Source organism: Nocardia araoensis NBRC 100135 (assembly GCF_000308435.1).
GTDB classification, from domain to species: domain Bacteria; phylum Actinomycetota; class Actinomycetes; order Mycobacteriales; family Mycobacteriaceae; genus Nocardia; species Nocardia araoensis.
The window spans coordinates 1-23632 of the sequence record NZ_BAFR01000098.1 but is presented as its reverse complement, the minus strand read 5'-3'; the positions used below and the strand labels follow the sequence as shown (position 1 = coordinate 23632).

Annotated in this window: 21 protein-coding genes; 7 read left to right on the top strand and 14 right to left on the bottom strand. The window is 68.6% G+C overall.

The features are described 5' to 3' along the window. From ON21_RS12375 to ON21_RS12365, 3 genes are all read left to right on the top strand, one after another. A partial coding sequence (locus tag ON21_RS12375) for a carbohydrate ABC transporter permease (protein WP_039797983.1) occupies nt 1–748 on the top strand: 748 nt, incomplete at its 5' end. Then, nucleotides 738–1559, top strand: coding sequence for a carbohydrate ABC transporter permease (locus ON21_RS12370; protein ID WP_039797978.1), 822 nt, complete (start codon nt 738–740; stop codon nt 1557–1559). The genes ON21_RS12375 and ON21_RS12370, both read left to right, overlap by 11 nt. Continuing rightward, nucleotides 1556–2830 carry an ABC transporter substrate-binding protein gene (locus tag ON21_RS12365; RefSeq protein WP_039797977.1) on the top strand — a complete coding sequence of 425 codons (1275 nt, stop codon included), beginning with the start codon at nt 1556–1558 and terminating at the stop codon, nt 2828–2830. Before ON21_RS12370 ends, ON21_RS12365 begins: the two co-directional genes overlap by 4 nt. A gap of 22 nt (nt 2831–2852) precedes the next feature. Here ON21_RS12365 and ON21_RS12360 read toward each other — a convergent pair whose 3' ends face one another. The 4 genes from ON21_RS12360 to ON21_RS12345 all read right to left on the bottom strand — a co-directional run bounded on the left by ON21_RS12360 (nt 2853) and on the right by ON21_RS12345 (nt 8019). Then, nucleotides 2853–4136, bottom strand: coding sequence for a YhgE/Pip domain-containing protein (locus ON21_RS12360; protein WP_039797976.1), 1284 nt, complete (start codon nt 4134–4136; stop codon nt 2853–2855). Between the two features lie 163 nt (nt 4137–4299). Next, nucleotides 4300–5424 (bottom strand): amidohydrolase family protein, encoded by a 1125-nt coding sequence (locus ON21_RS12355; protein WP_051020719.1) that lies wholly within the window; start codon nt 5422–5424, stop codon nt 4300–4302. A 151-nt stretch (nt 5425–5575) separates the two neighbouring features. Then, nucleotides 5576–7408, bottom strand: a complete 1833-nt coding sequence (locus ON21_RS12350; RefSeq protein ID WP_039797975.1) for a hypothetical protein — start codon at nt 7406–7408, stop codon at nt 5576–5578. 305 nt (nt 7409–7713) lie between these two features. Further along, on the bottom strand, nt 7714–8019 hold the full coding sequence (locus ON21_RS12345) for an ArsR/SmtB family transcription factor (RefSeq protein WP_039797974.1): 306 nt from the start codon (nt 8017–8019) through the stop codon (nt 7714–7716). A 143-nt stretch (nt 8020–8162) separates the two neighbouring features. On the opposite strand from ON21_RS12345, the gene ON21_RS12340 reads away from it, so the two are divergent. Both ON21_RS12340 and ON21_RS12335 read left to right on the top strand, forming a co-directional pair. Further along, nucleotides 8163–8816 carry an alpha/beta fold hydrolase gene (locus ON21_RS12340; RefSeq protein ID WP_245562566.1) on the top strand — a complete coding sequence of 218 codons (654 nt, stop codon included), beginning with the start codon at nt 8163–8165 and terminating at the stop codon, nt 8814–8816. Then, a complete protein-coding gene (locus ON21_RS12335; RefSeq protein ID WP_157170808.1) occupies nt 8813–10180 on the top strand; it encodes an MFS transporter in 1368 nt (455 codons plus the stop codon). Before ON21_RS12340 ends, ON21_RS12335 begins: the two co-directional genes overlap by 4 nt. Nucleotides 10181–10263: 83 nt before the next feature. Here ON21_RS12335 and aztD read toward each other — a convergent pair whose 3' ends face one another. The 3 genes from aztD to aztB are packed head-to-tail and all read right to left on the bottom strand — an operon-like array spanning nt 10264 to nt 14374. Beyond that, complete coding sequence (gene aztD / locus ON21_RS12330; protein WP_039797971.1) at nt 10264–11421, bottom strand: zinc metallochaperone AztD; 1158 nt, start codon at nt 11419–11421, stop codon at nt 10264–10266. 35 nt (nt 11422–11456) lie between these two features. Continuing rightward, nucleotides 11457–12371 carry a zinc ABC transporter substrate-binding protein AztC gene (gene aztC / locus ON21_RS12325; protein ID WP_039797970.1) on the bottom strand — a complete coding sequence of 305 codons (915 nt, stop codon included), beginning with the start codon at nt 12369–12371 and terminating at the stop codon, nt 11457–11459. Beyond that, nucleotides 12368–14374: a zinc ABC transporter permease AztB gene (aztB, locus tag ON21_RS12320; protein ID WP_039797969.1), complete on the bottom strand. Its 2007-nt coding sequence runs from the start codon at nt 14372–14374 to the stop codon at nt 12368–12370. Before aztB ends, aztC begins: the two co-directional genes overlap by 4 nt. A gap of 56 nt (nt 14375–14430) precedes the next feature. Here aztB and aztA point away from each other — a divergent pair, with 56 nt between their 5' ends. Further along, nucleotides 14431–15123 (top strand): zinc ABC transporter ATP-binding protein AztA, encoded by a 693-nt coding sequence (aztA, locus tag ON21_RS12315; RefSeq protein WP_039797968.1) that lies wholly within the window; start codon nt 14431–14433, stop codon nt 15121–15123. Here the strand turns inward: aztA and ON21_RS12310 are convergent. Continuing rightward, on the bottom strand, nt 15120–16319 hold the full coding sequence (locus ON21_RS12310; RefSeq protein ID WP_245562565.1) for an MCE family protein: 1200 nt from the start codon (nt 16317–16319) through the stop codon (nt 15120–15122). The two genes, aztA and ON21_RS12310, sit on opposite strands and share 4 nt — an antisense overlap. 171 nt (nt 16320–16490) lie before the next feature. Here ON21_RS12310 and cyp51 point away from each other — a divergent pair, with 171 nt between their 5' ends. Then, a complete protein-coding gene (cyp51, locus tag ON21_RS12305; RefSeq protein WP_039797966.1) occupies nt 16491–17855 on the top strand; it encodes a lanosterol 14-alpha demethylase in 1365 nt (454 codons plus the stop codon). A 58-nt stretch (nt 17856–17913) separates the two neighbouring features. Here cyp51 and ON21_RS12300 read toward each other — a convergent pair whose 3' ends face one another. From ON21_RS12300 to ON21_RS12275, 6 genes are read right to left on the bottom strand one after another with little or no spacing between them, the layout of a single operon-like run. Next, a complete protein-coding gene (locus ON21_RS12300; RefSeq protein WP_039797965.1) occupies nt 17914–19140 on the bottom strand; it encodes a cytochrome P450 in 1227 nt (408 codons plus the stop codon). A 2-nt stretch (nt 19141–19142) separates the two neighbouring features. After that, the gene (locus tag ON21_RS12295) at nt 19143–19898 is read right to left on the bottom strand and encodes a hypothetical protein (RefSeq protein WP_051020718.1); all 756 of its coding nucleotides are present in this window, start codon (nt 19896–19898) and stop codon (nt 19143–19145) included. Nucleotide 19899: 1 nt separating this feature from the next. Beyond that, entirely contained in the window at nt 19900–21510 is a 1611-nt protein-coding gene (locus tag ON21_RS12290; RefSeq protein ID WP_039797964.1) for an acyl-CoA synthetase, read from the bottom strand. 24 nt (nt 21511–21534) lie between these two features. After that, nucleotides 21535–22785, bottom strand: a complete 1251-nt coding sequence (locus tag ON21_RS12285; RefSeq protein WP_039797980.1) for a hypothetical protein — start codon at nt 22783–22785, stop codon at nt 21535–21537. A gap of 5 nt (nt 22786–22790) precedes the next feature. Next, a complete protein-coding gene (locus ON21_RS12280; protein WP_039797963.1) occupies nt 22791–23342 on the bottom strand; it encodes a Cif family virulence factor in 552 nt (183 codons plus the stop codon). Continuing rightward, nucleotides 23342–23569 (bottom strand): ferredoxin, encoded by a 228-nt coding sequence (locus ON21_RS12275; RefSeq protein ID WP_039797979.1) that lies wholly within the window; start codon nt 23567–23569, stop codon nt 23342–23344. Before ON21_RS12275 ends, ON21_RS12280 begins: the two co-directional genes overlap by 1 nt. Between the last annotated feature and the right edge of the window lie 63 nt (nt 23570–23632).

Sequence of the window (23632 nt, the reverse complement as noted above, 5' to 3'; positions counted from 1 at the left end):
CAGCTGGAACCTGCTGGGACCGATGGAGTTCGTCGGACTGCGCAACTGGCGGTCGGTGCTCGGCGACGCCGCGTTCGGCCACGCCCTGCTGGTGACGCTGGCGTTGACCGCGATCGTGGTGCCCGCGCAGACGGTGCTGGGGTTCGCGGTCGCGGCGTTGCTGGCCCGACGGCGCGGCGCGACAGGTCTGCGGGTCATGTACGCGTTGCCGTGGATGTGTGCGCCGGTGGCGGTGGGTGTGGTGTGGCAGTGGATGTTCGCTCCCACCGGGGGCGCCGTCAACGCCGCGCTCGGACTGCGCGTCGCATGGCTGTCGGATCCGGCGCTGGCGCTACCCTCGGTCGCCGCGGTGAGCGTGTGGGCGAACTTCGGGTACGTGGCGCTGTTCTTCGTGGCCGGGATCCGCGCGATTCCGAACGAGATACTCGACGCGGGAGCGCTGGACGGGGCCACCGGCTGGCGCCGGATCCGCTGGCTGATCCTCCCGCTGCTGCGGCCGACCATGTTCTTCGTGCTGGTCACCGGCGTGCTGACCGCGTTCCAGACCTTCGACACCGTGTACGCGTTGACCAAGGGCGGACCGGGCGACCGCACCGACGTGCTCGCGATGCGGATCTTCACCGAGGCATTCGACGCCGCGCGTCCCGGCCGCGCCGCCGTCATGGCGCTCGTGGTGTTCGCCGTGATGTTCGCGATCACCGTGGCGCAGCACCGCTACTTCCGGAATCGGACGACCTATGAGTTCTGATCGCCTGCGTTCGGCGGCCGCCTACGCGGTGCTCTCGGCCGGCGCGCTGCTGACCGTGGCGCCCCTGCTCCTCAGCGCGCTCACCGCGGTGAAGACACCCGGCCAGTTCGCCACCGGGTCACCGCTGGCCCTTCCGCATCCGGCGACCGCCGACAATTTCCGGACCGTGCTGGACTACGGATTCGGGCGTGCGGTACTGGTGACCGCGCTGATGACGGTGTTCGTCACCGGAGGCCAACTGGTCACTTCGGTGCTGGCGGCATACGCGTTCGCCCGCACCGAATTCCCGGGCCGCGATGCGCTCTTCTGGGTGTATCTGGGCACCATGATGGTGCCGCCGATGGTGACCCTCATCCCGCTGTATCTGATGTTCGCGCGGCTGGAGCTGTTGAACACGTTCTGGGCTCTGGTATTGCCGTTCGTGTTCGGCTCGCCCTACGCGATCTTCCTGCTGCGTCAGTACTTTCGCGCGATTCCGCAGGAGTTGATCGGCGCGGCGCGGCTCGACGGCGCGAACACCCTCGACATCATCGTGCACGTCATGGTGCCGATGAGCAGGCCGGTGCTGGCGACCTTGACACTGATCACGATCGTCTCGCAGTGGAACAACTTCATGTGGCCGCTGGTCGCGAGCAGCGGCCGCTCGTGGCAGGTGCTGACGGTGGCGACGGCGAATCTGCAGACCCGCTACAACGCGCAGTGGACCCTGGTGATGGCGGCCACGACGCTGGCCATCGCGCCGCTGGTGGTGCTGTTCGTGATCGCCCAGCGGCAGGTGCTGCGCTCGATCGCGTGGACGGGCGTGAAATGAGGACATCGACCCGGGTGGTGCTCGCCTTCGTACTCGCCGCGGCACTGCTGGTGGCGGCGGCGTTGTGGCTCGGCCGCGACGGCGACGGGTCCGGTCGCACCGTGGTGGGGTTGCGGATCTGGGACGAGAGTCTGGTGCCCGCCTACCGTGCCTCGCTCGCGGAGTTCGAGCGGGCGAATCCCGATGTCGCGGTGCGGATCACGGTGGTGCCGTGGTCGTCCTATCCACAGAAGTTGCGCCTGGACGTAGCCGGTGGCACCGCCGACGATCTGTTCTGGACCAATCTGTACGAGGACTACGCCGATGCCGGACGGTTGCTCGACATCGGGGCGACGCTCGGTCCCGAGGCCGCGCGGGCCTGGGACCCCTCGGCGGTCGCGCAGTACACGCGCGGTGGAAGGCTCTGGGCCGTCCCGCAATTCGTGGATGCCGGAACCGCGGTGTACTACAACCGCGACCTGCTCGCGGCCGCGCACATCGATCCCGCGGAGCTGACCGCGCTGCGGTGGAGTCCGAGCGGCGAGGACACCCTGCGCCCGCTGCTGCGCAGGTTGGCGGCGATCGCCCCGTGGGCGTACAACGCGGGCCACGACTTCCAATCCATCGAGTTGCCCTATCTGGGCTCGAACGGAGCACGCTTCCAGGACGAGCACGACCGCTTCGTCTTCGACAGCCCGCAGGGCGTGGCGGCGTTCGACTATCTGGTGCGGTTGATCACCGACGGGCTCGCGCCGTCGCCCGCGGACACCAATACCAATCCCGACTTCGCGAAAAACGCTTTCTTACAGGGCAAACTGGCGCTGCTGCAGTCCGGGACCTTCACGCTCGCCCAGATCTCCGAGCAGGCCCGTTTCGGGTGGGGCGTCGCGCTGCTGCCCGCGGGCCCGGCGGGGCGGGTGAGCACGAACAACGCCATCGGCGTAGCGGGCAACGCTGCCACCCGGCATCCGGACGCGGTGCGCCGGGTGTTGGCCTGGCTCGGCAGCGGCGCGGGCAATCGCCGGCTGGCCGAGGGCGGGGCCACCATCCCGGCAGTCGTGTCCGAACAGCAGCGCTACCGCGACTACTGGGCCGGGAAGGGAGTGGACGTCTCCCCGTTCTTCGACGTACTGCGCGGCCCGCGTATCTCCTCCGGCGGCGGGCCGGGCTTTTCGGCCGCGCTCCGCGCCGTCGACCCGATTCTCGCCGAGATGTACCTCGGGCGGATCCCGGTGGCCGAGGCCCTGTCTCGTGCCCGAGCCGCGGCCGAGGCCGCCGTCGCGGAGAACTAGCGAGCGCCGCGGACACCCGGCGCTAGGTCGCGGTGCCACGATCCGCGGCGCGGGTCAACCCCTTCCGGTCGTAGAACGCCGTCACCGCCGCGCCGGAACACAGGCCGACGACCAGCCCGAGCAGTGCCATCCAGAAACCGCGTTCCAGGCCCGCCGCTCCTCTGGCCTCGAAGTACAAGATGGCGCGTACGCCGAGGAAGACCTGGTGCATCGGCTCGAACGTGGAAAGCCAGGCGAAGTACGTCGGCGTCGCTTCGATGGGGACGGTTCCGCCCGCCGAGGGAAGCCCAAGCACGATGAAGAGGATCAGATTGACGAGCATGCCCGCCGCGCCGAAGGCGGCGAGTATCGACAGCGCGGTGACGCCCACGGCGAGGATGGCGAACGCGGAGTAGAGGAACAGCAGCAGCGCTCTGTCGATGGGCATGTCCAATGCCGTTCCCACCCCGAGGAACACCGCGGACACGATCGGCGCGGTGACCGCGAGAACGCCCCACTTCAGCAGCAGTGTGCGCAGCCGGGAAATCGGGGTGGGCGGATAGTGCACGTACCACGGCCCGTACTCGGTCGGAGTGAATCCGAGCGAAGCGTCCACCATGGTGTGGATGATCATGGCGCCGGTGAATCCGGCCAGCAGGATCAGCAGGGTGTAGAAGAAGGCCGACAACCCGCCGCCGGTGCCTTCGGGCAGTGGCCGATACGGCGCGATCACGACATCGATCGGCTCGGCCAGCAGCAACTGGCTGGCTCCGGCCAGCTGCGGCGCGGGTCCACCGGAAGACCTCAGCTGTTCGTCCACGGCGGCGGTGAGCTGCCTGCCGACCGTGGCGTTGACCGCGCCCAGTGCCTGTTCGGCGATCCGCAGCGTGATCTGCGTGGCGTAGGTGCCGGTGCGCGGATTGGTCTGGACGGTGATCACCGGCCGGTCGACCTTTCCGGATACCACACCCGCGGCGCCGAGGATCGCGAGCCGCTTCGTGAAATCGCCCGGGATGACGATCGCGCCGTAGATCTTGCCGTCGCGCATCAGCAGCTGTGCTTCGGTGATCCCGATGACGCGCAGGTCGACTTTGTCGGCCGGAATGTTGGCGGTGAGCGCTTCGGTGATCTGGTTGCCCACGTTGGTCGGTTTTCCGGCGAGCGTGTCGCCCTCATCCTGGTTCACGACCGCGAGCGGCAGGTCGTGCAAGTTCTTCTCGGGGTTGACGACGTAGCCGAGATACATCACCGACAGCAGCGCCATGAGCAGCGTGACGACGACAACGGGTCGGATCCAGGTACGGATCCGCGTGGGTTTCGCTGCCATGCGACCGGCTCCTCTCACGGCGGTGACACTCGACTACAGGGCTGAGCGGACGCATTCGGCGAACGCTTGGTTATCTTCACCCTGTCCGCGCGGACATCCGGGGATCACGGTGCGGAGTTTCGCCGGGAACCGTGGGCGCACCCGACGGCGGGCGGCGATTCGCTCACGCGTCGACCGCCGCGGCCAGCCGGGGCAGCTGCCGCAGCGGATTGATCCGCTCGATCTCCATCCGCTGATCGGCGTCGAAGACGTCGCTGAGTCCAGGAGCCGGATCGTGCGTGCCGGTCTGCGGGAGGGTGAGCGCGCTGAAGGGCCAGTCGGAGCCGAAGACGATGTGCTCGCGCTTGCCGATGGCGAGCACGCTCGCCATCGCCGCGGCCGATCCGCTCAGCGCCGTGTCGTAGTAGAAGTTCGCGATCTGACGTTGCGTGTCGAGTATCGACGGTCTGGGCAGATCGTCGGGCCACAGTTCGCCGAGCACCGTCTGCGACGCGACGCTGACGCGGTGGGACAGGAACGGAAGTGTCCCACCGGCGTGCGCGAGCTGGAAACGGATGTTCGGGTAGCGCTGCGTCACGCCGGTGGCCATCATCAAGGTCGCCGCGCGGGTGGTGTCGAAGGTGAACTCCTCGAGGAAGTCCGGCAGCGGCAGTTTCGGTTTGGCGTCGGCGGGGATGGCGGCCGGGTGCACGAAGACATAGGCGTTGCGCTGATTCAGCGCGACGAGCAGCGGCTCGAAACGCGGATCGCCGAGGTAGACGCCGTCGTAGGCGGACAGCAGGACCACACCGTCGAGGCGCAGTTCGTCCAGCGCGTAGACGGCCTCCGCGACGGAGGCGGCGATGTCGGGCATCGGCAGCACCGCGAAGGCGCCGAATCGCTTCGGATGCGTGCGGAGCAGCTCGGCGGCATAGGCGTTGCAGTAGCGGGCCAGATCGTTCGCCTCCTTGCCGCGCAGGAACGATACGCCGGGGTCGGACACCGACAGCGCCTGCGCCTGGATCCCGTAGTAATCCATGAACGCCAGCGCCTGTTCCGGTGACCACTCCGGGGTCGGGTATCCGCCGATGGTGACGTGACCGTGGTCGAGCAGCGCCGCACGGTAGTCGGGCGGGAGGAAGTGCGCGTGCAAGTCGATCCGGTAGGTACCCGAAGGCGCGGATTGCCGGGCCGGAGCCGGGGTCGCTCGAGCCACCGCCGACGCGGCGACGACGCCGAGCACGCCCGCGACAGCACCGCCGAGCGCCCGGCGCCTGCTCGCCATCTTGCGGAATCGGGAATCGGTCATTGGAATCCTCACTCGTCCCGGGCCAACGGACCGGATGCGGATGCTGCACCGCGCCGCCGGACCCTGTTCGATGAAATCATCAACTACGACGAATTCGTCGTCAAGAGAAAATGATGAAATGATCAGATACGTTGCGATCCGGTGCGGGGACTCAGTTGTCGTACGACGCGACGCCGACCGGGCCGACGCCGACGCACAGGTCGAGGCCCGGTGTATCGGCGTAGATCAGCAGGGCCGAACCACTGCCGACGAGGCGGACGAACACGGTGTTCATCCCCTTCTGGACCGGCGCCGACACGGCTTCGCCGTGTTCCATGGCGACGCTGATCCGGCCGTCACGGCTGGCCACGTAGTTGAGTTGCGCGGTCCACTTGTTCGCGAGCATCGGGCCGTCGAGGCGCAGGAGCGCGGGCCGGGTTCCGTCGACGCGGTACCCACAGCCGGGCTCCGGGCCGGGGAGGATGGCCCGGTTCCACCAGACCGCCGCGTCGACGATCGAGCCGTCGTCGGTGATCATCCGCAAATGCGGTGTAGCGAGCGCGAACGTGCCGGGGGCGGCTACCGGCGCCAGCACGCTGCTGGTCAGATTCTGCGGATACGCCATCGGATTCAACACATTCCACGGCACTTCCTGCTCTAGCAAGGGCGCACCGTCCCATGCGCGCAGCGCCGATCTCACATTGGTGATGTACGTCTCGGACGGCCCGACCCGCCACGATCGCACGAACGTCCAAGTGGACCAGAGACTGCTCGCGACGAACGCCGCCGTCACCGCGACCGCCAGCGGCCGGACGGGCAGTGGACCGCGGGACGACCGGGGGCAGGCCCGCAGCATGAGCGCACCCGCGGCCGCCGCGACCACCGCCAGATCGGCGAAGTAACGCAGCGACTGCATCAACTCCGCCGCGGTGTTCGGCCCGCCCCGAGCCAGGGCCACGGCCAGCTGAGCGATCACCACGTAGGCGGCGGCCGTCAGCCACACCGCCCCGATCCGCTGCCGGGCCCGCATCGACAGCGCTACCAGCGCGGCCAGCGCCAGCCAGGCCCCCACCACCGCCCACCCTGGGGGATCCGCCCACGGCGTCGACGGCAGCCACCGCTCCCACACCCACGGCCCGCCGGACAGCGCGGGCACGATCCCCAGGGAGGCCGCGGTGGGCAGCAGGTCGCGCAACTCGTCCCAGTCGTCCGGCAGACCCGGGCCGTCGGCCACCGCGAGATAGGCGACGGACCAGAAGCCCAGCACCGCCGCCGATCCGATCCACAGCCACGCACCCCGCCGCGCCACCGTACCGATCGGTGCCGCGCCGCCGTCGACGTGGCGGGCCAGCGCCGCGGCGGCGAAGGCGACGAACGGCACGACCGCCGACTTCTCGAAGAACAGCAGCGCCACCACCAGCACCGCGATCCCCGAGACCGCGTACCGGCGGCGACCGGTGCGGACCAGCAGCACCGCATCGCCGATCACCCACGCGAGGGCGAATTGCAGCGGCAGTGCGTTCAGGGCGGCGGCCCACCAGGCGAACGCCGGGATGGTCAAAGGGCAGAAGAGGTAGAAGACGAGCGGAATGAGGATCGTCCTGCGCGGGCCCGCTATCACCAGCAGCATCCGGACCACGGCGACCGACGCCCCGAGTTGCATGATCAGCAGCACTACCACCGGCCCCGCCCAGACCAGCGGCGCGACCGTGGTCACCACCCAGGCCGTGGCGAAGGCGAGCGGCATGAAGTGCCCGTCGTGGTTGTACAGCAGCAGATCGGTGGACCACAGCCCGTAGCGCGCGGCCCGGCCGACCAGGATGAAATCGTCCCAGTAGAAGAAGCCGCTGTCGGCCACCCACCAGCGGATCGCCAGCTGCGTCACGATCAGGCAACCGGCCATGACGACCACCGGCTGCGCCTTCCCGATGCTCCGGAACCGGTCCCGCGCCGACGCCAGCGAGGCGCGCGGCGACTCCGGCCCGGCGAGCACAGCGGTGTCCATGCCATCCCACCGTAGCGGCGGGCCGCGGCTAGGAAGCGTTCATGTGCCATTCCGCCAATAGGGCAGATCGCCCGACGGCCGGACCTCCAGCACACCGAACGAAGTGAGCGGTGTGGCCGGGCACCGCCTCCTGCCAGAAGCCCGTCACGAGGGCCGGGGACGAGAAAAATCGCACTCAGGGCGATGTTCGAATCCGGCCGCTTTCCGCCTCACGCTGACGGCGAGCAGTTCGGGATGGTTCCGATCGGCCGCGATCCGATGCGCGCTTCCGGCATCTGGGCGGGGGTATCACAGACCTGTCGGGTTCAGTTGCGGGTAGCGGCGATGATGCTGCTCAGGACGCCCGGGTAGCGGTCTTCGATCTCGTCGGCGCGCAGTTCGTGTCGCCGGTGGCTGCCTTCGGGGGTGACGCGGACCAGTCCGGCCTCGCGCAGCACCTTCAGGTGGTGGGACAGGGTGGACATACTCACCGGAACGTCGAATCCGCCGCAGACAACACCACCGGCCTCGGCGAGTTGCTCGACCACGCGCAGGCGGATGGGATCGGCAAGCGCGTTGAGAACAGTGGCCAGGTCGACCGAGTCGATAGTCGGATGGTTCAACGCTCGCACCCCATGAGAGTACCAGGATTTCGAGGCTTTGACACATATCGAAATCTGCGTAAAGATTTCGATGAATGACGAAATCTTGAGCTCTGACGAGGAGTGGCGCAATGAGTCGGCTGCATGTGCGGGAGTGGGGGAAAGGCGATCGAGTGGCGCTGCTGGTGCACGGCCTGTCGACGAGTTCGCGCTCGTGGTGGCAGGTCGGGCCTGCGCTGGCGGCGCGTGGCTATCGTGTCGTGGCGCCAGATCTGGCCGGTCATGGGAACAGCCCGCGGGGGCGTTACAGCCGGGAGCGGTGGGCCGATGACCTGCTGGCGGTGATGCCGGACGGAGTCGAGCTGGCGATCGGGCACTCGCTCGGCGGTGTGCTGCTGGCCATGATCGTCGAGCGGCTTCGTCCGCAGCGCGCGGTCTACGAGGATCCGGCGTGGTATCCCGACAGCGCGGGTGGTTACGGTGCGGTGCAGCCGGCGATCAGGGCGATGAAGGACTGGGACGCCGCGGAGATCCGGGCGGCGTCGCCGACGTGGAGCGAGGAGTCTGTGCGGGTCCGGCTGGGCGAGCTGGCCGACTGGGACCCCGACACCACGTGCATGGAGTACCTCGAAACCGCTTACGCGCCAGTGCTTCCCCTCGTTCCGTCGCTGATCCTGCGGGCTGATCCGAGTGCATTGATCGACGACCAGCGCGCCGAGAAGTACCGGATTGCCGGCTTTGAGACCCGCACGGTGGCCAAGACCGGCCACTTCATGCATTTCGACGATTTCGACGGGTTCATCGACGGCCTGGACGGATGGCTGTGACGCTGCCGATTGTGCTGACCGCCACGTTCATGCAGTTGCTGGATGTCACCATCGTGGTGGTCGCGGTCCCGGCGCTGCAGCACGATCTGACTGCCACCGCGGGCACGGTCGAATTGGTGGTGACCGCTTATACCTTGGCCTATGCCTGCGTGTTGATTCCTGCCGCACGGTTGGGCGATCGATACGGCTACCGGCGCTTGTTCATTGTCGGCATGGGCGCGTTCGTGCTCGGTTCCGCGCTGGCCGGTGTGGCACCGACCGTTGCGGTTCTGATCGCCGCCCGGGTGATCCAGGGCATCGGCAGTGGGGCGCTGGGGCCGCAGGTGTTGTCGATCATTCAGACAGGACTACCCACCACGCAGCGGTCGGGTGCGATGAGCTGGTACGGGGCGGTCATGGGGACAGCGTCGCTCCTCGGCCCCCTGGTCGGCGGTCTGCTGCTGGCCGCTGATGTCGCTGGACTCGGGTGGCGGATGATCTTCTTGGTCAACCTGCCGATCGGATTGTTCGCCCTGGTCGGCGCCCGTCGCCTGCCCCGGCATGCCGGCGCCACCGAACGGCCTGTTCCCATCCTGAGCGCGGTTCTGGTCATGATTGGTACCGCACTGCTGATCTACCCCCTTTCGGTGGGCCGGGAGTTCGGCTGGCCGTGGTGGACCGGCGTGTGCCTGGCCGCCGCGGGCGCGGCGCTGGCCGGGTTCCTCGTCGGCCAGTGCCGGGGAAACCGCCCGCTGCTGGATCCGGAACTATTGCGGGCGAGGGTGATTCGCCGCGGCATCGCCTTGGTCTTCGTATTCAACGCTGCGGTGCCGTCGTTCACGTTGCTGCTCATGCACTACTTGCAGACAGCACGCGGGGTGTCCCCTATCACGGCCGCGGTGGTGTCGGCGCCGTTCGCCGCGACAGCGATCGTCGGCGCACGTTCGGCGCCGCGGCTCGCACGAGGTTTCGGTGCCGGCATACTAATTGCGGCGTCCCTGTCGCTGTCCGGGGTGACCGGCACAGTCGCACTCGCCGTCACCTCCGCAGCGCCGTTGTGGGCGTTGCTTCCCGTCTTGGCGGTCGGCGGGGCCATGTTCGGTGTCTTCACCGCGTCCGTATTCGGGATCATCATCACGGCGGTGCCGGAATCCGCGACTGGTTCGGCATCGGGCCTGCTACCCACGGCACAGCAACTCGGCGGTACCTTCGGAATCACCCTGGCGGGACTGTGCTACTTCGGAATCCCCGCGTCACCCGCCACGGCATTCGGCCACGCGCTCATCTACGAAACGGTTGTGTTCCTCACTGCAGCCGCACTGGCGGGCATCCTCTATCGGTCACTCGAATTCCCGGTGCCCGAGAAGACGCTCGCAGGTTCGTGACCTGACCGCCGAACCCAACGGGAACCGACGCCATAGCCCGTGTGGCATAGGTGGTAACGGTCCCCATCGACGAGAGTCCGGCGTCAGTGCCCGACCACACCGCTCACTTCGTTCGGTGTGCTCTGCAGTGTGACGCTCGCGGTCTTCGCTCCGGTGGCGAGGTCGACGCGGTGGACCTGCTTCGCGGCGGGGTCCGAGACGTAGGCGACGTCACCGCGGACGAACAGCGCCGGTCGCGGCTGCTGCCACTCCAGCGGCTCCTGCCAGGAACCCGTCACGGGGATCGTGCGCACGACGGCGCCCGCGACGGGATCGATCACGTGGATGCGGCCGTCGGTGCCGAGGACCAAGGCTTCGCCGTGCGGGCCACGGGCCAGCGAGCGGAAGGTGTAGCTGGTGCCGAGATCGACCAGCCGAAGCGTGCCGGTGACCGTGTCGATCAGGGAGACGCGCTGGGGGCGTTCGAGTTCGGCGTCCTTGTCCTGCTTGTAGTCGCCGAGGACGACGGGCGAGGTCTCGCTGCCCGCCTGGTTGCCGATCCGGCCGTACTCGGTCGGGCCTGCGACCTTGGTGATCGCACCGTTGCGGTAGACGAGCACGCCGTTCTCGCAGCCGAGCACCACGGCCTCGCCCGCGGCGGTCGCCTCACCGTGCACGCCGGGGCAGTCCTCGCTGCGGGCCTTCTCGGCGCGGTTCTTGTCGAGCACCACGATCCCGGTTCGCTTCTCCTCCGTACCGAGCGTGACGACGAGTTCGCCGTTGGCGAGCTCGATCGCGACGCCGTGGTGCGGGGCGGCCGCGCGGTAGGTGGCGGTCTGCGGCGCGCCGTCGGCGAGATCGGCCGAGTCGAACGCGACGACTTCACCGGTGCCGTCGCTGAACAGCACCGTCCGCCCGGCATGCCGGACCACGTGGCCGGGATGCGCGCCGGGGAACTCGATGCCGGTGAATTCGGCTGTGGCGGCATCGAAGACGCGGAAGCCGCCTTTCGTCGAGACGATCAGATGACGGTCGTCGCCCGCGGGATTGAGCCGGTTGAAGCCGTCGAGCTCGACCGTGCCCGCGAGTTCGAGAGTGGTTCCGTCCAGCACGTGGATTCCACCGTCGTAGGTGATCGCTACGGGATCGGCGATCCGCGGGGTGTCGCGTTCGGCGGAAGTGTCGGCCCCGCAACCGGCGAGCACCGAGGCCAGCAGACCGATCAGGGCGGACGATGTGGTGATTCGGGACCGAACAGGCATGAGCTACTCCGTCTTTCGTTCTGAATGTTCGAGTACTAAGCGGTGGCGAGGCCGCGGACGATCGACTCGGTGTTGGCCCGCATCATTTCCAGGTAGGTGCCCGCGCCGCCGCCGGGTTCGGTGAGCGACTCCGAATACAGGGAGATCACCCGCACGTGCACACCGGCCTGCTCGGCGAGCACACGCGCCAAGCGGTCCGGTTGCGAGGAGTCGGCGAAGATCGCGCCCACCCCGGCGGTCCGGATGGCTCCGGCGAGGGCGGAGAGGTCCGACGGGCTGGGTGAGGCGAGTGTGGTCCCGCCCGGGATCACGGCGCCCACCACTTCGAAGCCGTATCGCTGTGCGAGGTAACCGAAGACGTGGTGATTGGTGACCAGCTTCCGCCGCTCGGCGGGGATCGTGGCGAACCGCTCCGCCATCCAGCGGTCGAGCCGGTCGAGTTCGACCAGGTAGCGGTCGGCTCCGGCGCGTACGGCCACGGCGTCGACACCGTCGACCTGCTCGATGATCCGGTCCCGGATGACCTCCACTGCCGTGCGCACCCGACGCGGATCGGTCCAGAAGTGTGGATCCGGCCTGCCGTTCGCCTCGTCCGCGCGATAGTCGATCGGGTCGATCGCCGCGCCGACGGATACGCAGGCCACCCCGGATCGCTCGGCCGCCTCGATGTTGCGCAGCACGCTCTCTTCCAGGCCGAGACCGTTGTAGACGATCAGGCCCGCGCGCTCGAGCTGCGCGGCCTGCTGGGCGGAAATGGCGAAGAAGTGCGGGTCCGCATTCGCGGGCATGAGCACGGTGACCTCGACCGTGTCCCCCGCGACGGCGCGGGTGAGGTCGCCGAGGATGTTGGTGGTGACGACGATTCCGTCGCGATCGGCGTCATTCGAGCATGCGGTCAGCGCGAGCAGCGCGACCGCGACCAGCGCGCACCAACGAGCGGACCGTCTCATCGGCCCGTCTCCACCATCGCCGTTGGCGTGATGTCGAGACCGAAAGTGCGCGCGATGCGCAGGTTGTCGGTGTAGTCGATCTCGTGGATCGCCCGCGCCGCGGGATCATTGAGGTAGGCGCGGTGCTCGTCGACGAGGATCTGCGGCGCGGGCGCCCCGTCGGGCATCGGCGCGGTGAGCGGTCGCGCCGCGGCGTTCTCCCGCCCGGAGACGGCGTCGTAACTGTGCAGAAGGCCGTCCGCGGTGAGGGCCAGCAGTGCCGCGCCCTCTCCCGCCGTGTTGGCCGCGACCACGGGACCGATGTCCAGCGCGGTCCAGGTCTTGCGGTGGACGTCGAGCACCCACACACCGCGCCGGCCCGCCTCGGCCACCAGCGTCGCACTGCCCGGACGGTGGAAGAACTCCGTCGCGCGATCGTCGTCGGACGTGCCGGGCGGATAGGGAATCTTCTCGCCGGTGAACACCGCGTTCCGTGCCGTCACCACCAACGCGCCGTCGGCGCAACCGAAGACGACGCCACGCCTGGTCACCGCGAAGCCGCGCGGACGCGGACACGGCTGCGCGAGCACCGCGGCGGTCGCTGCGTCCCGGGCGCGAACCTCGACCCGGTCCAGGGCGGGCACGGCCACCAGCAGGTGCTCGGCGTACGGCACCGCGACTCCGTCCGCGATCGCGCCGCGTTCGTGCCGCGCCCCGGTGCCGAGCGCGGACCGGTCCAGCAGCGTTGTGCCACCCGTTTCGGAAACCAGCGCGGTCACCGCGCTGTCCGCGTGCACGGCCGACACCGGGGCACCGGCGAGGGTGCCCAGATCGCGGGCGGGTGCGCGGTAGTAGTGCGCGTGATCGCCGTGGTCGACGGTCCACGCGCCCGCGTCCACGATCCGCACCCCGTCGGGGGCGGACAGGAAGGCGAAACGCCCGTCGGCGGTCACGCGGCCGACGCCTTCCACCCGGGCGAGATCGGTGATGTCCTCGGTGACGAGGTCGACCACCCGCACGGCGCCGGTCGCGCTGTCGGCCACGACGAGACGCGGCTGCGCCTCATCGGTCTCCTCCGCGCCCGCCACGTAACCGTGCGGCGTCATCTCCCCGGGGTGAGCGGAATCCCTTGTCCCGCAGCCCATTACAGACACAATCGTGGCAGCGATCAGCAGCATGGCCACTGGTTTCGGCGTTCCGCGCGAGGACCGGATCCGATCGCGCAACCAGGACGACAGCGCCGAGACGAAGAACAGCGCGACGGCCGTCGCCGCGATGGTCGCCCCCGCGGCGGTGCGCGCGTGCCATGAGATCAGCAGACCGGCGAAAGTGGCCACCGCGCCGAGCGCCGCGGCGCAGATCATGATCGCCGGGATCCGATGCACCCAGTAGACGGCCGCCGCGGGCGGCGCGATGAGCAGGCCGAAGACCAGCAGGGTGCCGACGATGTGGAACGACGCGACGATCGCCAGGGTCAGTAGAGCGATCAGCGCCACGTTCGCCAGGCGGGGCCGCAAACCGAGGGTGTGCGCCTTGCGCGGGTCGAAGGTCAATGCCACGAACGCCCGGTAGCCGAATACCGAGACCACCGCGGCGAGCACCGTGGCCGCGGCCAGATACCACAGGTCACGCTCCGCGACGGCGAGCACGTCACCGAAGAGGAAGCCGGTCAGGTCGACCGCGAACGAAGGCGAACGCGACACGATGATCACACCTGCCGACAGCATGCCCACGAACAGCAATCCGATGCCGGTGTCCGCGGCGAATCGCGTACCCCGGCCGAGCACCGAGACTCCCACCGCCATCGCCGCGGCGCTGAATGCCGCGCCCAGCAACAGATTTCCGCCGACCAGTGCGGCGATCGCGACGCCGGGCAGCATGCCGTGCGCCATCGCGTCGCTGAGGAAAGCCATGCCGCGCACCACCACCCAGGTCCCCGCCAGCGCGCACAGGCACGACACGAGCAGTCCGCCCCACAACGCCCGCTGCACGAACGAAACCTCGAACGGGGCCAACCACTCCATGACGCAGCACTCTACAATGATAACGGTTTTCATTTCAATGAGTGGATCGGAGTCCCATGCCGCCAGCTGTCGATATCGCCGAGGTGACGGCCGGTTACCGGGGGCACCCGGTCCTGCGCGAATTCACCGCCACCATCCCGGGCGGCCGGGTGACCGCACTCGTCGGCCCCAACGGCTCGGGCAAATCCACCCTGCTCGGCGTCCTGGCCGGCGTCATCACGCCCACCGCCGGAGCCGTGCGCCGCCACCACTCCCGGCGACCCGCATTCGTCGTGCAGCACAGCGGGGTTCCCACCACCCTGCCGATCACCGTCCGCGAAACGGTCGCCATGGGACGCTGGGCGCAGCGCGGCGCATGGCGGCGACTCACCCGGGAAGATCGCGCCATCGTCGGCGCGTGCCTCGACCGGATGGCCATCACCAACTTGGCCGAGCGCAGGCTCGACAGCCTCTCCGGAGGCCAGCGCCAACGGGCGCTGCTCGCACAGGCACTCGCCCAGGAGTCGGACCTGCTGTTGCTCGACGAACCGACCACCGGCCTGGACTCGGCCGCGCAGCAGGAGATCTCCGACGCCGTCCGCCATGTCGGAGCCCACGGCGTGACGGTCGTGCACGCCACGCACCGGCGCGAGGACGCCCTGCGCGCGGACTACTGCCTGCTGCTGCGGGACGGCCGGGTGACCGACCACGGCGACCCGCACACCGTCCTGCGGGCCGCTACCGAGCCGGCGGCGGCCGCCGCCGACTAGCGCGGCACTCCGGGCATACCGGCGAAGAGGATCTGGAAGACCTTGGGCGCGTTGGGTATGACCGCCATGGAAGGAGTGAACGGCGCGCCTTCGTTGGTATCCGTGACCAGATAGTCGGCGTGGCTGTCGGGAACCCGGTCGAGGATCCCGTCGCAGCGCGGCCCGCCGGTCGCGTTCACCTTCGGCAGGTCGTCGGGATATTCGTAGGGCTGGGCGCCGTACATGAAGCTCGCGTTGAAGATGGCCCCTGGTTTGATTCCGCCGATGATGGCCTCTGCCTGGGGAAGGGCTTTCGCGATGCCGGTGACCACGCAATACAGCACGGGTGAGTAGGTATCCAGCAGCGAGCTGGTGGGTCGCAGGGTCTCGAGCACAGCGGTGAGCCCTTGCTCGTTCTCCGTCAGCGCCGACCGGGCGGTGTCGGCGAAGCCGATGAGCTCGAGCAGCACGGCATCCAGGTCTTCCGCGCCCTGGGCGAGCGTCCCGCCGGTCGCGGTGACGTCGGCGGCCGCGCGCAGCAGGTCGGGGGTGGTGTCGGCGTAGAGCCCGGTGACCTGCGCGGCCGACGACAGGTCCCGTCGCAGCGTGGGCAGGCTCGGGTTGATCTGCCGCAGATAGTCGTCCGTGCGAGCGAGCAGGTCACCCAGCCGGTCGCCCCGCCCCTGTAGCGCCGTGTCCAAGGCGGCAAGAGTGGCGTTCAGTTCAGCTGGGTCGACCTTCGCCAGGACATCGCTCAGACGCTGGAACAGGGTGTTGTACTCGACGGTGACCGATTCCGCGCGAATCGTCGAGCCGGGGCGCAAGGGCGTCGACGAAGGAGCGCTCGGCACCACGAAATTCACGTACTTGGCCCCGAACACGGTGGTCGAGCGGATGTCCACGGTCGCGTTGGCGGGCACCAGCCGCAGCAGTTCGGGATCCAGCGCGAGGCGCAGACGCGCCCGGTCGCCCCGGAACTCCACGGCGCTGACTTTGCCCAGCTCCACGCCGCGCATCCGCACCTTGGCATCGGTGTCGAGCACAAGGCCGGAGCGGGGCGTCTCGACGGTGACGGCCACCGTGGAGCGGAAACGTCCGGCGTACATCGACGCGGCGACCGCGACCACCGCCACGACGAACAGGATCAGCGCCGCTCCGGCGACTTTCAACCGCAGTAACCGCCACGTCACCAGCATGACTCGGCTGCCGAAACTCATCCTCGAAACCACCGATCACTTCTCGTCACGGGCTGTGCGCAGACGGAGGCACACCTGTGGCCCGGACAGCCGACGACGGGCGCGCGTCTTGCCGGAGACTCGCTAACCGTAGTACTGTCCAGACACGTGTCCATCATAAAACTTGGACACTTATCTGGGGAAGGATTTCCAATGACTCTGGTGAAACCACAGCGGGTATCCGGAGGCGACCACGAGCACGGTCATCTGGAGGAGTTCCGCGTCGACCCGATCGGGTTGATGCGCCGGGTTCGCGCGGAGTGCGGCGATGTCGGTTCGTTCGACCTGGCCGGACGCCAGGTCATTCTGCTGTCGGGCGCGGAGGCCAACGAATTCTTCTTCCGCTCCGGCGACGACGACCTCGACCAGGCCGCCGCCTACCCCTTCATGAAGCCGATCTTCGGCGAAGGCGTGGTCTTCGACGCCAGCCCGGAACGCCGCAAGGAGATGCTGCACAACCAGGCGCTGCGCGCCGAGCACATGCGCGGGCACGCCGCGACCATCGCCCGCGAGGTGGAGCGGATGCTGGCGCGCTGGGGCGACGAGGGCGAGATCGACCTGCTCGACTTCTTCGCCGAGCTGACCATCTACACCTCTTCGGCCTGCCTGATCGGCGTGAAATTCCGCAACGACCTGGACGACCGGTTCGCACACCTCTACCACGACCTGGAACGCGGCACCGACGCGCTGGCCTACGTCGACCCCTACGCCCCGATCGAGAGCTTCCGCCGCCGCGACCAGGCGCGCGCCGAGCTGGTCGAGCTGGTCCAGGGGATCATGGACCGCAGGGCCGCCGACCCGCCGACCGGCAAGGACGACCGGGACATGCTCGACGTGCTCATCTCCATCCCGGGCGACAACGGCGAACCGCGTTTCAGCGCCAGCGAGATCACCGGCATCTTCATCTCCATGATGTTCGCCGGCCATCACACCACCTCCGGCACGGCGGCCTGGACGATCATCGAACTGCTGCGCCACCCCGAGGTGCTCGCCCGGGTCGTCGCCGAGCTCGACGAGCTCTACGCCGACGGCTCGGACATCAGCTTCGGCGCGCTGCGCCAGATCCCGGTGCTGGAATCCGTGCTCAAGGAGACGCTGCGCCTGCACCCGCCGCTGATCATCCTGATGCGGGTGGCGCGCGGCGAATTCGACGTCTGCGGTCATCGGATCGAACCCGGCGACCACGTCGCCGCCACTCCCGCCATCTCCAACCGGATCCCGGAGGACTTCCCCGATCCCGACACCTTCGATCCGGGACGCTACATCGATCCCAACCAAGCCGACCTCGTCAACCGCTGGACCTGGATTCCGTTCGGCGCGGGCCGCCATCGCTGCGTCGGCGCGGCGTTCGCGTTGATGCAGTTGAAGGCGATCTTCTCGCTGCTGTTGCGAGACTGGGAGTTCGAGCTGACCCAGCCGTCGGACAGCTACCGCAACGACCACTCCAAAATGGTCGTGCAACTCGCACAGCCCTGCACCGTCCGTTACCGCAGGCGCCGCAAGGACGACGACAGCTGAGGACGCGGCCGGGCACGCGGGAGCTCCCCGTCGAGCGACGGGGAGCCCGCGCCCGAAGTTACTCGTAGCGCACTCGCCAACTCTTGATGCCGTTGATCCACCCGGAACGCAGCCGCACCGGATCGGACGCCTGCCGCAGGCCGGGCATCGCGTCGGCGATGGCGTTGAACATCAGATCTATCTCCAGCCGCGCCAGGTTCGCGCCCACGCAGTAGTGCGCCCCGGTTCCGCCGAAGCCCACGTGCGGGTTCGGACTGCGCAGGACGTCGAACGTGAACGGGTTCTCGAAGCCCTCCTCGTCGAAATTCGCCGAGCTGTAGAACAATCCGAGCCGCTGCCCCTGGCGGATCTGCTGCCCGCCCAGTTCGAGGTCTTCGGTCGCGGTGCGCTGGAAGGCGGTCACCGGAGTGGCCCACCGCACGATCTCGTCGGGCGCGGTGCGCGGACGCTGCCGCCGGTAGATCTCCCACTGCTCGGGGTGGTCGACGAACGCCTTCATCCCGTGCGTGATGGCATTGCGGGTGGTCTCGTTGCCTGCCACGGCGAGCAGGATGACGAAGAACCCGAACTCGTCGGAGCCGAGCGCCTCGCCGTCGACGTCGGCGTGCACCAGTTCGCTCACGATATCGCCCACCGGGCAGGCGCGGCGCTGCTCGGCCATGTTCCAGGCGTAACCGAGGATTTCGGCCGAAGCCATCGCGGGATCGCCGTACTCGGGGTCGTCGTAGTTGAGCATCTGGTTGGACCAGTCGAACAGCTTGCGCCGATCCTCTTGCGGCACGCCGATCAGCTCGGCGATGGCCTGCAACGGCAGTTCACAGGCGACCTGTTCGACGAAATCGCCGCCGCCGGACTTCTTGGCCTCGTGCACGATCCGCGCGGCCCGTTCGGTCAGCGCCGCACGCAGGCTCTCCACCGCCCGCGGCGTGAAACCCTTGGAGATGATCCGCCGGATCTTGGAGTGCTTGGGCGGGTCCATGTTCACCAGCAGCGCGCCGGTGAGCGCCATCTGCTCCGGCGTGATGTCGCCCGGCAGGCGGATGATGGCCCCTTTCCGTTCCGAGGAGAACAGCTCCGGATGCTTGGAGATCTCCTTGATGTCGGCGAGCTTGCTGACCACCCAGTAGCCGCCGTCGCGGAAACCGCCGGACGTCTCGTCGGATTGCGCGTTCCACCACACCGGGGCGGTCCGGCGCAGCTGGGCGAATTCCACTACCGGACTCCGGTTCTCCCACAGCGCCGGGTCGGTGAAGTCGAACCCGACCGGTAATGCCGGTGCTGCCATTGCTACCTCCTGGATGAAACGTGCGAGCCGGCGTCGGGATCGGTCTCGACGGGCGAAGCGCGGTCCGCGTCGGCGTCACGCAGCCACGCGGCGGCGCGACCCGCGACGAGCGGGAGCTCGAGATACGTCCGCACGCCGGGTTCGGCGGCGACGACGTAGGGAATCGAATTCACGCACTGGCCGTAGCCGCCCGCGAGCACGTTCGCCATGACGCTGGTCGCGGCCTGCTCCGGCGTGGCGCCGAACAGCATCCAGTCCCGGACCACCTCGGGCGCGCCGTAGGTGCGGATATCGGAGAACTCTTCGGCGCGCACCGCGGTGATCGCCCCCGACAGCGCCGACACCACCAGCGGGATCTTCTCGGTGATGCCGCCGGGATGTATTCCGGTGCCGTGCAGGGTGACTCCGGCGGCGCGGCACAGCTCGTCGTACCGCTGCCGCTCCGCGCGGCGCGGATGGAACCAGCCCAGCGGTGTGACGACGTTCTTGCCCGACCGCAGGATCGCGCGCACCGTCTCGGCGTCGGCCAGGAACGGGCTGTAGAGCACGCAGTCGGCCTGCGTGGCGAGCAAGCGGTCGGCGTCGGTGCTCGCGCGCACCCCGATCGGCGGGCGGCCGACCAATTCGCCCAGGTCCATGCCGTCCTTGTCCGCGCTGTGCACCCAGGCTCCGGCCAGTTCCAGCTCGGGATGGTCGAGAATGCCCTCGATGGCGGCCCGCCCGACCCCGCCGGTCGCCCATTGGATCACCCGGATCATGTCAGTCCGCCTTGTGGTCGGGCCCTCGGCCGGCCACGTACTGCCTGGCCCACCGGTAGTCGGGTTTGCCGCTGGGCGCGCGCACGATGGTGTCGGCGACCCAGATCTGTTTGGGCACCTTGTATCCGGCCAGGTAGTTGCGCACGTGCGCCTGCAGGTCGGTGAACTCGACCGGCCCCGGACCCGACAGCGACACCACCGCGGCGACCTGATGCCCCCAGCGCTCGTGGGGCACACCGATGACCACCGCGTCGAAGATCGCGTCGTAGGTCTTCACCACGCTTTCGACCTCTTCGACGAACACCTTCTCGCCGCCGGTGTTGATCACCATGTTGCCGCGGCCGATCAGCGTGATCGACCCGTCGGTCTCGGCGCGAGCCCGGTCGTCGGTGACGACCATGCGCACGCCGTCGACGGTCTTGAACAGCTTCTCGGTCTTGCCGGGGTCCTTGTAATAGCCGATCGGCACGTTGCCGGTCTTGGCCAGCCAGCCCTCCGTACCGGGCGCGACGGGGTGTCCGTCGTCGTCCACCACCACCGCGCCGCGGCCGGTCTGCACGCGGGGGCCGCGTGCCGGATCGTCGTCCTTCTGGGCAAAGCCGATACCGCCGAACCCGGTCTCCGACGATCCGATGGAGTCCGAGACGACCGCCCACGAGAACATCTCGAGCAGTGTGTTCTTCACCGGTTGCGACAGCAGCGCGGCGCCGGAGGCGATGGCCAGCAGCGACGACGCGTCCACCGGCTCGCTCCGATAGGCGTCGATCAGCGGTCTGGCCATGGCGTCGCCGGTGATCACCATGACTTGCGGGCGTTGCTCGGCCACGGTCCGCCAGACGCGCGGGGCGTCGAAGCGGGACTCGAAGATCACGGTGTTGCCCGACCACAGCGCGGTGAAGGTGGGCATCATGGCGGCCGCGTGGATCAGCGGCGGCAGCACCAGCCAGGCGCTCGGATCGATCCGGGCGCCGGTGCGGGACTGCTGGAACTCGTCGGCGACCGGTTCGCCGGTGTAGAAGTCGATGCCGCCGCCGAGAACGCGCCACATGTCCTCTTGCCGCCACATGACGCCTTTCGGCATGCCGGTCGTGCCGCCGGTGTACATCATGAACAGGTCGTCGGCACTGCGTTCGACCACCGGACGGTCCGCGGCCGCGGCGGCGAGGGCCGCTTCGTACGACGTCGCCGCGGCATCGTCGGCGTCGGGCGAGAACTCGTCGGCGACGCGGATGGTGTGCCGCAACGCGGGCGTGCGTTCCCTGGCCTCCCGGACGGCTTCGCCGTAACAGCAGTGGTGCACGAGCACCTCGAGGTCGGCATTGTCGTAGACGTAGGCCAGTTCGGCGACGCCGTACCGGTAATTGATGTTGATCGGGACGGCGGCGAGCTTGAAGCACGCGATCAGCGTCTCCATCGTCTCGATGCTGTTGTGCATCTGGAAACCCACGTGCTTTCCCGCGCCCACGCCGATGCTCGCCAGATGATGGGCGAACTGGTTGGCGCGGCTGTCGAGTTGACGGTAGGTCACGCGGCGGCCGGACTGGATGAGAGCCACCCGCTCGGGCATGGCGTCCACGGAGTGCTCGAAGAGGTCGGCGAAGTTGTTGGCCATGTCGTTCCATCTCTGGGTGGGCTGTCACACGACGGTGAGCGGAAGGGGTATCCCCCGGTCGGTGAAGGTGAAGGCGGCGCCGGTGCTGAACCGGGTCAGCGCGACCTCCGTCGCCTCCCGGAACGGTGTGTCGCCGAGGGTGACGGCGGCCCGCCAGCCGTCCTCGCCCACGGCGACGACTTCGGCGGAAAAACGCGGATTCACGCCGCGGACCAGGGCGTTCAACGGCTGCAGGTGCTCGGGGTCGAGCAGCGAAGGCCACGTGCCGTCGGTGTGCGCGCCGCTGGCGGCCGGGAACGTGACCGTGACCGTCGCGTCGCTCTGCGCGATCTCGATGCCGGTATACGGCAACGGATTCAGAGCCGGATGCAACCTCAGCACCGTCGCCAGCGCGACGGCGTCGTCGCCGAGGCCGAGGCAATTGCGCAGACGTTCACTGGTGAGCCCGGCGATACCCGCGAATTGTTTGCGTCCGATCTCCAGCGCCGCGTCGGCGTCCACCCGCGACCGCACCGCGATCAGGAAACCGAGGGTGAGCAGATGATGTTGCAGGCAGACCTCGTCGGCGAGACGGACCAGCGCCGAGCGGGAGAAGTCCGCGAAGCGCACGTCGCTGAGCAAGGGGCCCGAGTAGTCCGGCCGCCCTTCGTCGGCGGGATCGATCGCGGCCAGCTCCAGTCCGGCCGCCACCGACCCGGCGACCAGGTCGGCGTTGGGCGGCACCGGCGGCGGCGCGTGCGCGGGGTCGATGACGACCGTCCACGCGCACACCGGCTTGCGATCGGCCGGACGACGAGGCGGACGGTGGATCGGCCGTACCCGGGCGTGCGGGTTGGTGGCCAGCGCGGTCGCGTCGAAGGTCGGGTCTTCGATGTCGTGGCACATCGACACGACGAAGTCATCGCCCATCGGTTCCACGTCGGCGAGCGCACCGCAGTGGTCGAGCCAGAACTCGCCGTGGTGGTGGTCGTCGACCCGGAACCGGAAGTCCATGAACTGCGGTGGAGCGCCGATGTCCAGTTGCAGGCCCTTGAAGACGGTCTCCACGCCGTCGCCCGCGAAGCCGAGCGCCCGCTGCATGCGCCGGGTGTAGACCGGGCTGGCCACCTGCCACTCCTCGATGGCGATCTCGGTCATGCCCTCGCGGCCGAACGCGGCGATCGAGTGCGCCATACCCGAGCGATCGATGAGGTGCCCGCACAACAGCAGTTCGGGCAGCAGCGCGGCCAGGGTGTCGCGGTCCAGGCCGGCGAAACGGCTCTGTGGTCCGGCCATGTCGGTCACCACAGCGAGGCGGGCGATTCGCCGACGCGGTACCACCCGGGCAGCGGCCCGCCGGAGACCGAGCGCTCGATGCGCTTCTGCATCCCCGGGGTGAGCGCATTGTTCGTGATCATCTCCACGAACAGCGCCGAGACATTGCCGAAGTCGAAGAAGTCGCGCTGCCAGGACCATTGGAAGTCGCCGCCGTAGCGGAACCAGCTGCCGCCGATGCCCTCGGGCGAGTAGTTGCGCCCATCCGGACGTTTGGCCTCGCTGATCTGCTTCCAGAACCCGATGACGGTGCCGCTGCGGTCGTCGACCACGAATTCCTGGTACGGGTAGGTCCAGCCCTCCAGACCGGCCATCTCCTGGCCGAGGGCCAGATCGCGGATCTCGTCGCGTCCGACGGCCATGAATTCCTGGGTGGGTCCGTAGTTCCAGCCGTAGGTGGCGTCCTCGGTGTACATCTGCGCGAGGGGCTTCCAGTCGCCCTTCTCCTCGCAGCGCTGGTTCTCCACGATCCAGCGCTGGATCATTTCGTCGAGCTCGGCGCGGTCGAAAGCTGGCATCAGTCGGTACCTTTCGGAGAGGAGTCGGTCGCGCCTTCGTCGGCGATCGACAGGGCTCGGGTCGGGCAGTAACGGATCGCGTCCGCCACGGCGGGCCGGAGTTCGGCGTCCGGTACGTCGCGCAGGATTTCGACCTGGCCGCGCTTGGGCACCGCGAACACCTCCGGGGCCTCGGCTTGGCATACCGCGTGTCCCTGGCACAGATCGAGGTCGACTCGGATTCTCATGACCGGCTCCACACGGGCCTGCGCGGTGATCCCGGCACACGGATCCGTTCGGATGGACGGCTC

Excerpts from the sequence above, each read along its gene's own strand:
- aztA (WP_039797968.1), top strand. The coding sequence starts at position 14,431 with ATGCCGCCAGCTGTCGATATCGCCGAGGTGACGGCCGGTTACCGGGGG.
- ON21_RS12350 (WP_039797975.1), bottom strand. The coding sequence starts at position 7,408 with ATGGACACCGCTGTGCTCGCCGGGCCGGAGTCGCCGCGCGCCTCGCTG.
- cyp51 (WP_039797966.1), top strand. The coding sequence starts at position 16,491 with ATGACTCTGGTGAAACCACAGCGGGTATCCGGAGGCGACCACGAGCAC.
- ON21_RS12290 (WP_039797964.1), bottom strand. The coding sequence starts at position 21,510 with ATGGCCAACAACTTCGCCGACCTCTTCGAGCACTCCGTGGACGCCATG.
- ON21_RS12365 (WP_039797977.1), top strand. The coding sequence starts at position 1,556 with ATGAGGACATCGACCCGGGTGGTGCTCGCCTTCGTACTCGCCGCGGCA.
- ON21_RS12360 (WP_039797976.1), bottom strand. The coding sequence starts at position 4,136 with ATGGCAGCGAAACCCACGCGGATCCGTACCTGGATCCGACCCGTTGTC.
- ON21_RS12370 (WP_039797978.1), top strand. The coding sequence starts at position 738 with ATGAGTTCTGATCGCCTGCGTTCGGCGGCCGCCTACGCGGTGCTCTCG.
- ON21_RS12280 (WP_039797963.1), bottom strand. The coding sequence starts at position 23,342 with ATGCCAGCTTTCGACCGCGCCGAGCTCGACGAAATGATCCAGCGCTGG.
- ON21_RS12285 (WP_039797980.1), bottom strand. The coding sequence starts at position 22,785 with ATGGCCGGACCACAGAGCCGTTTCGCCGGCCTGGACCGCGACACCCTG.
- ON21_RS12355 (WP_051020719.1), bottom strand. The coding sequence starts at position 5,424 with ATGACCGATTCCCGATTCCGCAAGATGGCGAGCAGGCGCCGGGCGCTC.
- aztC (WP_039797970.1), bottom strand. The coding sequence starts at position 12,371 with ATGAGACGGTCCGCTCGTTGGTGCGCGCTGGTCGCGGTCGCGCTGCTC.
- ON21_RS12295 (WP_051020718.1), bottom strand. The coding sequence starts at position 19,898 with ATGATCCGGGTGATCCAATGGGCGACCGGCGGGGTCGGGCGGGCCGCC.
- aztD (WP_039797971.1), bottom strand. The coding sequence starts at position 11,421 with ATGCCTGTTCGGTCCCGAATCACCACATCGTCCGCCCTGATCGGTCTG.
- ON21_RS12275 (WP_039797979.1), bottom strand. The coding sequence starts at position 23,569 with ATGAGAATCCGAGTCGACCTCGATCTGTGCCAGGGACACGCGGTATGC.
- ON21_RS12300 (WP_039797965.1), bottom strand. The coding sequence starts at position 19,140 with ATGGCAGCACCGGCATTACCGGTCGGGTTCGACTTCACCGACCCGGCG.
- aztB (WP_039797969.1), bottom strand. The coding sequence starts at position 14,374 with ATGGAGTGGTTGGCCCCGTTCGAGGTTTCGTTCGTGCAGCGGGCGTTG.
- ON21_RS12310 (WP_245562565.1), bottom strand. The coding sequence starts at position 16,319 with ATGAGTTTCGGCAGCCGAGTCATGCTGGTGACGTGGCGGTTACTGCGG.